The sequence below is a fragment of the Geomonas sp. Red276 genome (assembly GCF_054784495.1).
The window spans coordinates 14,680-27,566 of record NZ_BLXW01000052.1 but is presented as its reverse complement, the minus strand read 5'-3'; the positions used below and the strand labels follow the sequence as shown (position 1 = coordinate 27,566).

Sequence of the window (12,887 nt, the reverse complement as noted above, 5' to 3'; positions counted from 1 at the left end):
AAAGGGAAAAGTCAGACTCACAGAAATTCTGACCTTTGAGGGCGATTAGATAAAAGAGAAGCCCCCAGGCTTGTCCTAATGGAGGCCTGGGGGCTTCTGCTAAAAATCAACACGATCGGTAAACGGCTTGCGGATTACCGACGGGCCTTTTGTTGTGGGAACGCTACACCAGCTTCTTCAACTCCTCGATCAGGTCCCTCAGCAGGTCGTACCCTCCCTGCCAGAAGCCGGGGTTGGTGAGGTCGATGCCGGCGGGGGCCAAAGTATCGGCCGGGGTGCGGGAGCCGCCGTCGGCGAGGATGTCGCGATAGATCGGGATGAACTTCTCGCGCTCTTTCAGGTAGAGCTGGTAAAGGGAGAGTACCAACAGCTCGGCGAAGGTGTAGGAGTAGCAATAAAAACGGGCGTGGATGAAGTGAGAGATGTAGCTCCACCCGTAGCGGTAGGGGTGGATCATCTCTACTGAGTCGCCGTAGAGCTTGGCGTTTTCGTTCCACCAGATGTCGCAGAGCTCATTGGCGGTCAACAGACCGTTCTTCCTGTCCAGGTGCATCCTCTCTTCGAAGCGGGTGAGGACGTTCTGCCTGAAGGTGGTGGCGATGATGTCCTCAATCTTCGCACAGAGAAGCGACTTCTTCACTTCCTTGTCGGTTTCGTTCTCCAGAAGTTGCCGGGTAAGTAGCATCTCCCCGAAAACCGACGCGGTCTCAGCCAGCGGCAACGGCATGTGGTAGTTAAGCATGGTCTGGCGCTGGGCAAGCATGAAGTGAATGCCGTGCCCCACCTCGTGCGCGATGGTGGATACGTCGCGCAGGTTCCCGGTGAAGTTCAAAAGGAGATAGGGGTTGAGGTGCGGAGTCATACCCATGCAGAAGGCGCCGCCGCTCTTGCCGGGGCGGGGCATGGCGTCCACCCGGCGGTCGACGAAGAAGGAGTCGGCCATCTGGGCGAATTCGTCGGAGAAGCCGCGGTAGGCCTCCACGGTCATGACGCGGGCCTCCTCGAAGGTGTACTTCTTCCCGCTGTCGGATAGCGGCGCGTAGACGTCACAGTTCTTCAGTTTCGGCATCCCCAGAAGCTGAGCCTTAAGTCTGAAATACTCCTGGGCCAGCGGATAGTTCTGCTCGGACACATTCATCAGGCTCTCGACGACCTCGGTGGGGATCTCATTACCGAGATTCGTCGGCTCCATCGGATGCCGGTAGCTTCTCAGCTCCATGTCCTGTGAGTGGTCGAGGGCAGCGTTATTGAACACTGCGGAGAAAAGAATCTCATGCTCCTGATGCTTGTTAAGGAAGGTGCTGAAGGCGCGCTCTCTTACTGCCGCATCCGGGTGGTGAAGAAGGGCAAGCACTTCCTCCCCGGTCAGTTCCTGCTTTTCCCCGTCCAGTTCCAACTCGTACCGCAGTGAAGCAGAGACCTCGTCGAACAACCGGCTGAAAGCCTGTACGCCGGTCAGCCCTTTCTGCGAAAGCAGGCTCTCTTCGCGCTCGGAGAGCGTGTGCTTCTTGAACTTCCTCAGGGCCTCGAGGAAGTGACGGTAACTGGCAAGTTGGGGTGCCTCAACCAGCGCCTTGAAGGGCTCGTCGTCCATCTGGATCAGTTCGAGATCGAAAAAGATGAGCTCACGCCCCATCAGGTTCCCGAACTCGGAAGCCTTCTGAGAGAGGCGCTTGTTTTCGTCGCTTTCGCTGTCGGCGGCAAAGAGGAGATGGGCGTAGAGCTGGGGCTTGGCCAGCAGTTCGTTGATGGCTTCGTATTCCTGGATGGCCTCCAGGAGCGCGTCCGCCGAAAGGGTCGCTATCTTGGTGCGGTAACGCTCGCGAAAGGACGTTACCTGGGCGCTTCCTTTTTCAAAGTCGTCGGTGAGCTCCTGGGAAGTGGCGGAAGGATAAAGGGGGGTAGTGTCCCACAAAAGGTCGCTTAGCATGGTGCTCTCCTGAATGATATCGAGAATATAAGTGCAGTCTGGATAGTAATCGAAGGGATGGGTACTGTCAAGGAAGGCACCCCATCCTCACCCTGTCACTCACCTTCAAGGGGAGGATGGGGTGAGGATGGGGCTGTTACTGGATGTCGACGCCGGTGCCCCCGTCGCGGGGGAGAAGCTCGCTGAAGTAGCGGATGGTGGTGAAGCGTTGGGAAACGGCGACGGGGGACTGGGAGCTGAAGCGGCCAACGTGGATAAGGTATCTGATCCCATACTGCCGGGCGGTCTCCAGATTGGTCTCGCTATCTTCGCCGAGCATGGTGCGCTCGGGAATGAAGGTAACCTTCTCCTGGAGCTTTTCCCAGAAGGCGGGATCCTCCTTCGGAAGGCCGAGGTCGTGGGCGGAGACGATGCTGTCGAAGTAGGGACCGATCTTGGTCCGGCGCATCTTGAGATCGAGGGTCTTGCCGTGGGCGTTGGTGACGAGGTGAATCCCCTTGCCGTGCTGGCGCAGGTAGAGAAGGAACTCCATGACGAAAGGATGGACGGCGATGAGGTGATTCACCTCTTCCTTGAGGACCGGGATGTCGAGACCCAGCTGATCCGACCAGTAGTCGAGGTCGGTCCAGTTGAGGGTGTTCTCCTGGGAACGGAACATGCCGTGACAGCGCTCCTTGGCCGCGGCCACCGTCATGCCGTGCTTCTCCGCGTAGCGCATGGGAACGTGCTCGAGCCAGAAGTGGTCGTCGAAGTGCCGGTCGAGCAGGGTCCCGTCCATGTCCAAAAGGACGGTGTCTATGAGCGTCCAGTCAATCTGCATAAACAAAGCTTCCTGGGAGATGTACCTTGTACCCTCGCCCCCTTTGGGGGAGAGGGTGGCCGAAGGCCGGGTGAGGGTAGATTTTAAAACCTCCCTCACCTCTGCCCCTCCCCCCTAGAGGGGAGAGGGAATAGTGGTGCGGTTAAATCCCGGCTACGCGTTTTCCTGCACGAAGCGCTTCACCTTTTCGCGGTCGGCTTCCATGATCTCGCAGCGGCTCTCTTTGCCGGTCAGGGCGGCCAGGGACGGAGGAAGCGGCGGAGGAGTGCCGATGGCTTTCTCCACGGCGTCACCGAACTTGGCGGGATGGGCGGTGGCGAGGCAAATCACCCGCGGGTGCCCCTTCGCGCACTCGAGCGCACCGCGCACGCCCACGGCGGTATGCGGGTCGAGGAGGTAGCCGGTCTCCTTGTTGAAGGAGGCGATGGTCTCCAGGGTCATCTTCTCGTCCACCGAACAGGTCAGGAATTCTTCCTGCACCCGCTTCACCTCGGCGTCGGTGAAGACGATCCTGCCGGTCTTCTGCAGCTCGCCGAAGGACTCCCGCACGCGGGCGGGGTTCTCGTTGAAGAGATAGTACAGGTAGCGCTCCAGGTTGGAGGCGAGCTGGATGTCCATCGACGGGGAAACGGTCTGCACGACCTTGCCGAGGGAATAATCGCCGCTGGCCACGAAGCGGGTCAGGATGTTGTTCTCGTTGGTGGCAAGCAGCAGCTTCTCCACCGGAAGGCCCATTCTCTTTGCCACGTAGCCGGCGAAGATGTCGCCGAAGTTGCCGGTGGGGACGGAGAATACCACGCTCTCCTGCTCCGGCAGCCGCCCCCAGGCATAGAAGTAGTAAACCACCTGTGCCAGTACCCGGGCCCAGTTGATGGAATTCACCGCACCCAGAGAGTATTCCTTCTTGAACTCGAGGTCGTTGAAGAGCTGCTTGACGATGTCCTGGCAGTCGTCGAAGGTCCCCTTGACGGCGACGTTGTGGACGTTGCCATCAAGTACGGTGGTCATCTGCAGCGCCTGGATCGGCGAGGTCTTAAGGTGCGGGTGCAGGATGAAGATGTTGATGTTGTCTTTGCCCCTGACGCCGGCGATGGCCGCGCTCCCGGTGTCGCCGGAGGTGGCGCCCAGGATGTTCATCTTCTCGCCGCGCTCTTTCAAGAGGTACTCGAAAAGGTTCCCGAGCAACTGGAGGGCCACGTCTTTGAAGGCGAGGGTGGGGCCGTGGAACAGCTCCAGGATGTAGACGCCGTCCTTTTTCACCACCGGAGTGGTCTCCTCGTGCTCGAAGGTGGAGTAGGAGCGGTCGATGAGGGCCTTCAGGTCATCTTTGGGGATGTCGGTGGCGAAGAGGGAGATCACGTTGAACGCGAGCTCGCGGTAGGGGAGCCTGGCCCAGGCCGTCAGGGTCTCCCGGTCGATCTGCGGAATGCTCTCGGGGAGGATGAGCCCTCCGTCGGTGGCCAAGCCCATCATGACGGCATCTTTGAATCCGATCGGTTCGATCTTTCCCCGGGTACTGATGTATTTCATGTCAGTTCTCTCTCTTCTCGCAGGTGGTTTTGCCCGATTTTGGACAACGACAATATATATCAGCTAACGGATGAAATGTGAAGCAATAGCGTGGGAACGTGAGAGCGCACGCATGCTGCCCGCCACTGTATCAGCGGCAGATGTGGACAGGAGGGGGGTGGAGGTTGTGGCTTTCAACAGCGGGAAAAAATATTTTGTAAAATTTTTCTAAATATCTGGTCCGGGTGGCTAAGGAGTAGTCGTTGAGGGGCACTTTTGACCCGTGTGCATAGAGCGGGAGACGACGCGGAAGGTCCCGAAATCGGTATGTTTTTGAAAAAAAGAACTTGCATAAAAGAGGAGTACGTGTTAAAAGTTGGGTCACATGTTAATGTTCACTCAAAAGTGAGCTCCTCCGGCTCACTTTTTTTATTGGGAAAATTCATAAGATGGCCAAAGTCGACGTAGTGGAAAGAGTGACTGAAATTTCCGGCGAGATCCTTTCCCCCCTGGGAATGGCGCTGGTGGATGTGGAGTACAAGCGGGAAGGGCGCGACATGGTGCTCCGGCTTTTCATCGAGAAGCTTGAGGGGGGCGTCACCCTGGACGACTGCTCAGAAGTCAGTCGTCAGGTCTCCGACATCCTCGATGTCGAAGACTTCATCAGCGAGAACTACACCCTGGAAGTCTCCTCGCCCGGCATCTGCCGGCCCCTGAAGAAGCTCGCCGACTACCAGCGCTTCCAGGGAAAGCTCATCAAGGTGAAGACTTTCGAGGTTCTGGCCGACGACGCCGGGAACAAGCGCAAGACCTTCCTGGGGACGCTCACCGGGGTCCAGGGCAAGGCCATCACGATGCATCTCAAGGAAGGCCAGGACGCCACCATTCCGCTGGACAAGGTGGCCAAGGCGAACCTCGAATTCGAATTCTAAAAAACTGACAGATACATAGTTCGATTGACAAGGAGATTGACGTGGAGACGAGCTTTAACCTCAAGCATACGATTGACCAGATCGTCAAGGAAAAGGGTATCGACAAGGCCATCGTGGTCGAGGCTTTGGAACAGGCCGTTTTGACCGCCGCCAATAAGAAATTCCGCAATACCCGCGATCTGGAGGCTCACTACAACCCCGAAATCGGGGAGGTTGAGCTGTTTGAGTTCGTTACCGTCGTGGAAGAGGTTCAGGATTCGTACCGCGAGATCGAGCTGGATGAGGCCCGCGAGGAGGACCCGGACGTCGAGATCGGCGACTCCATCGGCATGAAGATGGACGCCAGCGGCTTCTCCCGCATCGCCGCCCAGACCGCCAAGCAGGTCATCATCCAGAGGGTGCGCGAGGCCGAGCGCGAGACCATCTTCAACGAGTTCCAGGAAAGGATCATGGAGATCGTCAATGGCGTCGTGCGCCGTTTCGAGAAGGGCGACCTGATCGTCGACCTGGGGCGCGCCGAGGCGCTGTTGCCCCACAAGGAGCAGGCTCCCCGCGAGGTGTACCGCCAGGGTGACCGCGTGAAGGCGCTCATCACCGAGATCCGCATGACCACCAAGGGGCCGCAGATCATGCTTTCCCGCACCCATCCGATGATGCTCGCCAAGCTGTTCGAGGCCGAGGTGCCGGAGATCGCCGAAGGAATCGTGGAGATCAAGAGCGTCGTCCGCGAGCCGGGGGGGCGCGCCAAGATTGCCGTCTACTCGCACGACTCCGACGTCGACCCGGTCGGCGCCTGCGTCGGTATGCGCGGCTCCCGCGTCCAGAACGTGGTCTCCGAGTTGCGCGGCGAGAAGATCGACATCATCCCCTGGTCCGACGACATCGCCCGCTTCGCCTGCAACGCCCTGGCTCCGGCCGTGGTGACCAAGGTGTACGTGGATGACGAGGAGCAGGCGATGGAGGTCATCGTGGCCGACGACCAGCTTTCGCTCGCCATCGGCAAGCGCGGCCAGAACGTCCGCCTGGCTGCCAAGCTGACCGGCTGGAAGATCGACATCAAGAGCGAAACCCGCATGGCCGAGGCCGAGTTGCAGCAGTTCGCCTCCTATGACGGGACCGCCGAAGAGGAGGAGCCCGCCGAGGCTCCGGCCGAAGCCCTCCCGGTGGAAGCCGTCGAAGGCGAGGAGAACTTCTAGACACCATGCCCAAGGCCACTCCCGAGAGAAGCTGCCTGGCCTGCCGGGAGCCCAAGGACAAGGGGAGCCTGCTCCGCTTCGTGCTGGCCCCGGACCGGACCCTCGTTCCGGACCTGCAGCAAAAGCTTCCCGGGCGCGGCGCGTACACCTGCATGAAGGCGAGCTGTGTCAGGCTCGCCGCCCAGAAGAAGCAGTTCGCCCGCGGATTCAAGGGCGAGGTGCTCGGCGCCGATGCCGAGGCGCTGGTCAAGCAGGTGGGGGAGCGGCTCGTGGAACGGATCGCCTCCTACATCTCGCTCGCCAACAAGGGAGCAAAGATCGTCTCGGGATCGGACCAGGTCTCCGAGCGGTTGAAAAAAGGGGAGGCTGGCATCCTCTTCGTGGCCACCGACATCTCGGCCGATATCGGCGAGCGGTTCCGGGGATCGGCCAAGGCGAAAGGGATTCCGGTCATCTCGCTCTTCGACAAGGAGCGGATGGGGGCCCTGGTAGGAAAAGAGATGCGGACGGTTGCTCTGGTTTTGCAGAGCGGGTTCGTGGCGTCTATAAGTTCGGAAATTGAAAAGTACAGGAACTTCTTTGAGGAGGAGCGTGAGTAGATGAGCAAACGCGTATATGAAATAGCTCAGCAGTTGGGGGTCGATAACAAGGAGGTCATGGCGCGACTGGCAGAAATGGGTCGTGACGTCAAGACCCACATGGCTGTTATTGATGATGCCGATGTGAAGGCACTGACCGCCCCTGCGCAGGCCGCCCACAAAGAGGTTTCCCAGGAGGAAGTCAGGGTCAAGGCGACCCTGATCCGTCGCCGTCCTGCCAAGCCTGCCGAGCCGGCACCCGAGGCCGCCCCGGCTGAAGCTCCGCCCGAGGTCGCTGCCGCACCGGAGCCGGTCCCGGCACCGAAGGTCGAGGAGGCCCCCGCCGCCAAGATCATCGAGCGTCCGGCCGCACCGCGGGCCCGCATCATCGAACCCGCTCCCCAGGTGGTGAAGGCCGCCGCCCCGGCTGCCCCGGCCGCACCGGCCGAGAAGGAGAAGCCGGCCCCGGCTCCGGCCGCCGCCGAGCCCGCCAAGGAGGCCCCCAAGGCCGCCGTCGAGCCCTCGAAGGCTCCGGCTCCCGAGGCTCCCAAGGCCGAAGCTGCCCCTGCCGCCCCCGCGACGAAAGTCCCGGCTCCCGAGGCTCCCAAGGCGGAAACAGCCCCTGCCGCGGCTTCGGCCGCTGCCGCTCCGGCTCCCGCCGCAAAACCGGAGGAGGAGAGGGCGACCCCCACCAAGGCGAGGATCCTCGGCCGCGTGGAGATTCCCATTCCCGCCCAGCGCCCCGAGCGCCGGGAGTATCAGCAGCGCCCGGCCACCGGCGAGCGCCCGGCTCCCCGTCCCGGCATGCCGCGCGGCGTCGAGCGCCCCGGCACCGAGCGTCCCGCTCCGCGCCCCGGCCAAGGCCGTCCCGGCGAGCGCCCGTCCGGCGGTCCGTCGACCCGTCCCGATCGTCCGGCTCCGCTGGGCCCCATCGATACCGGGGCCGCCATGGATGATCGCCGCAAGGGTAGAAAGGGCGCACCGGCCCCCGCCCCCGGCGGCGGTGGCGGTGTCACCGATTTTGCCAAGGGTAAAAAAGGCCCTGCCGGCAAAGGGAAGAAGGAGGCTTTCAAAAAGCCGGATCTGCTCGACAAGCGCGAGCGGATCTTCGAACCCGGCCCCCGCTCCGGCAAGGGTAAGCGTAAAGGGGTCGAGAAGGTCCAGATCGGCAAGAAGACCGAGATCACGGTGCCTAAGGCCATCAAGAGGATCATCAAGATCAGCGAGTCGATCACCGTCGGCGAACTGGCCAAGAGGATGGGGATCAAGGCTACCGACCTCATCCGCGCCCTGATGAAGATGGGGGTCATGGCCACCATCAACCATCCGCTCGATTTCGACACCGCGACCATCCTGGCCACCGACTTCGGCTACGAGATCGAAAACGTGGCGCTCGACGTGGACGAGATGCTGGAGGCCGAGCCGGATGCACCGGAGTCCCTCCAGAAGCGTCCGCCGGTCGTCACCATCATGGGTCACGTCGACCACGGTAAGACCTCGCTCCTCGACGCCATCCGCGAGACCAACGTCATCGCCGGCGAGGCGGGGGGGATCACCCAGCACATCGGCGCCTACGACGTCGAGTTGAACGGCCGCAAAATCACCTTCCTCGATACCCCGGGTCACGAGGCCTTTACCGCGATGCGCGCCAGGGGTGCCAAGGTCACCGACATCGTCATCCTGGTGGTGGCCGCCGACGACGGCGTCATGCCGCAGACCCGCGAGGCGATCAACCACTCTAAGGCTGCCGGGGTGCCGATCATCATCGCCATCAACAAGATCGACAAGCCCGATGCCAACCCGAGCAAGGTCAAGCAGGAGCTGATGGAGTTCGGCCTGGTCTCGGAAGAGTGGGGCGGCGATACCATCTTCGTGGAAGTGTCCGCCAAGAAGCGGATCAACCTCGAAGAGCTCCTCGAGATGGTCCTCCTCCAGGCGGACGTCCTCGAGCTCAAGGCCAACCCGAACAAACCGGCCCGCGGCACCATCGTCGAGGCCAAGCTCGACAAGGGGCGCGGCCCGGTGGCCACCGTCCTCGTCCAGGAGGGTACCCTCAAGGGGAGCGACTACTTCGTGGCCGGCGTCCACTACGGCCGCGTCCGCGCCATGCAGAACAACCGCGGCGAGAAGGTGCAGTCCGCAGGTCCCGCCATGCCTGTCGAGGTCATCGGCTTCACCGGTGTGCCCGATGCCGGTGACGTCTTCGTGGCCCTGGCCGACGAGAAGCAGGCCAAGGAGATCGCCAACCACCGCCAGGCCAAGCTGCGCGAGGCGGAACTCGCCAAGAGCAGCAAGCTCTCCCTGGAGCAGCTCTACGAGAAGATCCAGAAGGGCGAGGTCAAGGACCTCAACACCATCGTCAAGGGCGACGTGCAGGGCTCCGTGGAAGCGGTGGCCGAGTCTCTCAAGAAGCTCACCACCGATGCCGTCCGCCTCAACGTGCTGCACGCCTCGGTCGGCGCCATCACCGAGACCGACGTCAACCTGGCTTCCGCCTCCAACGCCATCATCCTCGGCTTCAACGTCCGTCCGGAGGTCAAGGCCCAGGCCCTGGCCGAGAAGGAAGGGGTCGACATCCGTCTCTACAACATCATCTACGACGCGGTGGACGACATCAAGAAGGCCATGGAAGGCCTCCTCGAGCCGACCTTCAGGGAGAAGGCGCTCGGCCGCGCCGAGGTCAGGGAAACCTTCCAGGTGCCCAAACACGGCACCGTCGCCGGCTCCTACGTCACCGACGGCAAGATCGTCAGGAACGCCCTGGTCCGCCTGCTCCGGGACAACGTGGTCATCCACGAAGGAAAGCTCGCCAGCCTCCGCCGCTTCAAGGACGACGTCAAGGAAGTCGCCACCGGCTACGAGTGCGGTATGTCGATCGAGAACTACAACGACCTCAAGGTCGGCGACATCATCGAGTGCTACGAGATGGAGAAGGTCGCCACCAAGCTGTAAGGGCGTCACCTTGTCTTCCTAAGTCCCCCTTGTCAAAGGGGGATTTAGGGGGATTTGCCTCTTCCGATGGAGGCAACCCGACCGCCGATGAGGCAAATCCCCCCCGGCCCCCCTTTGACAAGGGGGGGAGAGTAAGAACGGGGCTTCGCAAGTCGACAGTGGCCTCAGGCCGGCGAGTCAGCGAGGCTTTGTTATAATGAGAGAGTAAGCAAGCAATGGTTAAGCGTTCAGATAAAGTAGCCGAGCAGATCCACAAGATAATCTCCGAACTATTGATCAAGGGTCTCAAAGATCCCCGTATCGGGTTCGTCACCATCACGGGCGTCAAGCTCACAACCGACATGCGCCAGGCCACCGTTTACTTCACCGTGATCGGGTCCGACCAGGAGAAGAAGAACACCGAAGCCGGGTTGAACAGCGCCAAGGGATTCATCCGGAAGGAGCTCGGCCACGAGCTCATGATGAGATTCATCCCGGAGGTGCAGTTCAAGTACGACACCTCGGTAGAGTACGGGCAGCATATCGAACAGATCCTCAAGGAGATAGGGACCACGGATGACGGCGACGAAAACTGAGATGGCGGCCATCGCGGCCGAGATTGCAAACAACTCCAGTTTCCTGATCACCAGCCATGAAAGTCCCGACCCGGACGCGGTCGGTTCCACCCTTGCCCTTGCCAACTACTTAACCTCCCGGGGCAAGGACGTCACCATCTATCTTCAAGATCCCGTTCCTGCCAGCTGCATGTTCCTCCCCATGGCAAAGGACGTCTTGTCCGAGCTCCCCGACCGCGACTTCGAGGTCTGCTTCGTGCTCGACGTGGGTGAGTTCAGGCGCGCCGGGAAAGCCATCACCACCTCCACCCGGATCCGGCGTTTCATCAACGTCGACCACCACCTGGGGTGCGAGAGCTTCGGCGTCTGCAACGTGATCGATCCGACCGCGAGCGCCACGGCCGCCCTCATCTACCGGATCATCAAGGAGTGCGGGGACGAGGTCGACTACCCGACCGCTCTCTGCATCTACACCGCCATCCTGAGCGATACCGGGAGCTTCCACTACTCCAACTCGAATCCGGAGGCCTTTGCCATCGCCGGCGAGATGATCTCCAAAGGGGTCAACGCCTGGCACGTGAACGAGAACCTCTACGAGAGCGAGCCGAGGCAGCGGATCTCCCTTTTGGCCCTCGCCCTCTCCGACCTGACCATCTCGACGAGCGGCGAGTACGCCTCGGTGACGGTCACCCTCGACATGTACGAGCGTACCGGCGCGACCGCGGAAGATACCGACCGCTTCATCAACTACCCGCGCTCGATCAGGGGGGTGGAGGTGGCGCTCTTCTTCCGCCAGATCGAGGAGAATCTCTTCAAGGTCGGTTTCCGGTCCAAGGGAAAGATCAACGTGGCCGCCGTTTCCGCCTCCTTCGGCGGGGGCGGGCACCACAACGCAGCCGGGTGCACCGTCAAGGGTACCCTCGCCGAGGTCAAGCAGCAGGTCTTTGAGCGACTGGAACAGATGCGCTGATGCTCAACGGCTTTTTCGTGATCGATAAAGGGGTGGGCGTCTCTTCCCATGACGTCGTCTCCAAGGTGAGGCGCGCCATCGGCCAGAAGAAGGTCGGCCATACCGGCACCCTGGATCCCTTCGCCACCGGGGTTTTGCCGGTCGCGGTGGGGGAGGGGACCAAGGCCATCCAGTTCCTGGACGAGTCCGAGAAGGAGTACCGCGCGGTCCTCAGGCTCGGTATCGCCACCGACACCCAGGACCTGACCGGCACCGTGATCGCCGAGCGCGACTGGTCGCATCTTGGGCCGGAAGAGCTGGAGCAGCTCGTGCCCAGGTTTCTCGGCCGGATCCACCAGCTGCCGCCCATGTTCTCGGCCCTGAAGCGTGACGGGGTGCCGCTTTACAAGCTTGCCCGCAAGGGGGTGGAGATCGAGCGGGAGACCCGCGAGATCGAGATCCACTCGCTCACCTTCGACTGGATCAGGCTTCCCGAGGCCTGCTTCACCGTCCGCTGCTCGCGCGGGACCTACGTACGCACGCTGGCGTGCGACATGGGCGAGGCGCTTGGCTGCGGCGCGCACCTTTTGTCGCTTCGGCGCCTGAGGAGCGGTCTCTTCGAGGAAGCCCGCGCCATCAGCGTCGAGGAGTTGGCCGCCGCGAGCGACCAGGCATCGCTCCTGATCCCGCTTGACGAGGCGCTCGCCCATCTCCCCGTGTTCCCGTTGACCGACGAGGGGGGGAGGAAGGTTTCCCACGGCGTAGCCCCCACCGAGGAGGATTTTGCCGCCGGCACCCCCATGCTCACTATCGGGCAGAAGGTGCGACTGTATCAGGGGGAGCGGTTCGCGGCAGTAGGGGAGTGGACGGCTGGCAGAAGGGTTCGGCTGTTAAGGGTCTTTAACTAGCTATTATCCTTTACAGGTAGCTGTTTTTGTGTTAAACATGGGGGATGCTGATCTTTCCGCGATTTATACGATCGCGGCGCAGACATAACAAATTTGTACGTGGAAGGAGGTGGAAGTAAATGCTGGCAACCGATAAGAAACAGGAAATCATCTCTGCTCATAAGCTGCATGACTCCGACACTGGGTCTCCGGAAGTGCAGATCGCGATTCTCTCCGAGCGAATCACGTATCTCACCGAGCACTTCAAAGTGCACAAGAAGGATCACCACAGCCGTCGCGGTCTGTTGAAGATAGTCGGTCAGAGAAGGGGTCTGCTTGACTATCTGAAGAAGAAAGACGTCGACAGGTACAAAGCGATCATCGAGAAACTCGGTATCAGAAGGTAACAGAAGGCAGTATACCTCCACGGGTATATTGCCTTTCCTCTTTTTTTCGCAAGGGCCTTAGTGCCCTTTTCTCTTTGTTGGGGGCGTGGATAAAAGCGTCCTGCTCGTGCCCTTCAGGACCCCTTTATCGGCGGCCCCAACACCAACCTCAAGAACCAATCAGGAGGCCGTTT

At 61.1% G+C, this 12,887-nt stretch carries 11 protein-coding genes; 8 read left to right on the top strand and 3 right to left on the bottom strand.

Going from position 1 to position 12,887, the window contains the following annotated elements:
• Nucleotides 1-163: 163 nt before the first annotated feature.
• The 3 genes from ACYVL5_RS22035 to thrC form a co-directional block, all read right to left on the bottom strand.
• On the bottom strand, nucleotides 164-1,930 hold the full coding sequence (locus ACYVL5_RS22035; protein ID WP_460597722.1) for a M3 family oligoendopeptidase: 1,767 nt from the start codon (nucleotides 1,928-1,930) through the stop codon (nucleotides 164-166).
• 136 nt (nucleotides 1,931-2,066) lie between these two features.
• Nucleotides 2,067-2,750, bottom strand: a complete 684-nt coding sequence (yrfG, locus tag ACYVL5_RS22030; protein WP_460597721.1) for an HAD family hydrolase — start codon at nucleotides 2,748-2,750, stop codon at nucleotides 2,067-2,069.
• A gap of 153 nt (nucleotides 2,751-2,903) precedes the next feature.
• Complete coding sequence (thrC, locus tag ACYVL5_RS22025; protein ID WP_460597720.1) at nucleotides 2,904-4,280, bottom strand: threonine synthase; 1,377 nt, start codon at nucleotides 4,278-4,280, stop codon at nucleotides 2,904-2,906.
• A gap of 428 nt (nucleotides 4,281-4,708) precedes the next feature.
• Between thrC and rimP the strand changes: the two genes are divergently transcribed.
• The 8 genes from rimP (at nucleotide 4,709) to rpsO (ending at nucleotide 12,714) form a co-directional block, all read left to right on the top strand.
• Nucleotides 4,709-5,191, top strand: a complete 483-nt coding sequence (rimP, locus tag ACYVL5_RS22020; protein ID WP_460597719.1) for an LSm family protein — start codon at nucleotides 4,709-4,711, stop codon at nucleotides 5,189-5,191.
• Between the two features lie 41 nt (nucleotides 5,192-5,232).
• Nucleotides 5,233-6,387, top strand: coding sequence for a transcription termination/antitermination protein NusA (gene nusA, locus ACYVL5_RS22015; RefSeq protein WP_460597718.1), 1,155 nt, complete (start codon nucleotides 5,233-5,235; stop codon nucleotides 6,385-6,387).
• Nucleotides 6,388-6,392: 5 nt separating this feature from the next.
• On the top strand, nucleotides 6,393-6,986 hold the full coding sequence (locus ACYVL5_RS22010; protein ID WP_460597717.1) for a DUF448 domain-containing protein: 594 nt from the start codon (nucleotides 6,393-6,395) through the stop codon (nucleotides 6,984-6,986).
• Nucleotides 6,987-9,917, top strand: coding sequence for a translation initiation factor IF-2 (gene infB / locus ACYVL5_RS22005; protein ID WP_460597716.1), 2,931 nt, complete (start codon nucleotides 6,987-6,989; stop codon nucleotides 9,915-9,917).
• 215 nt (nucleotides 9,918-10,132) lie between these two features.
• The gene (locus ACYVL5_RS22000; RefSeq protein ID WP_460597715.1) at nucleotides 10,133-10,492 is read left to right on the top strand and encodes a ribosome-binding factor A; all 360 of its coding nucleotides are present in this window, start codon (nucleotides 10,133-10,135) and stop codon (nucleotides 10,490-10,492) included.
• Nucleotides 10,473-11,441, top strand: a complete 969-nt coding sequence (locus ACYVL5_RS21995) for a DHH family phosphoesterase (RefSeq protein ID WP_460597714.1) — start codon at nucleotides 10,473-10,475, stop codon at nucleotides 11,439-11,441. Before ACYVL5_RS22000 ends, ACYVL5_RS21995 begins: the two co-directional genes overlap by 20 nt.
• Nucleotides 11,441-12,328 (top strand): tRNA pseudouridine synthase B, encoded by an 888-nt coding sequence (gene truB, locus ACYVL5_RS21990; RefSeq protein ID WP_460597713.1) that lies wholly within the window; start codon nucleotides 11,441-11,443, stop codon nucleotides 12,326-12,328. Before ACYVL5_RS21995 ends, truB begins: the two co-directional genes overlap by 1 nt.
• Before the next feature lie 119 nt (nucleotides 12,329-12,447).
• Nucleotides 12,448-12,714 (top strand): 30S ribosomal protein S15, encoded by a 267-nt coding sequence (gene rpsO / locus ACYVL5_RS21985; RefSeq protein WP_460597712.1) that lies wholly within the window; start codon nucleotides 12,448-12,450, stop codon nucleotides 12,712-12,714.
• The last annotated feature ends 173 nt before the right edge of the window (nucleotides 12,715-12,887 follow it).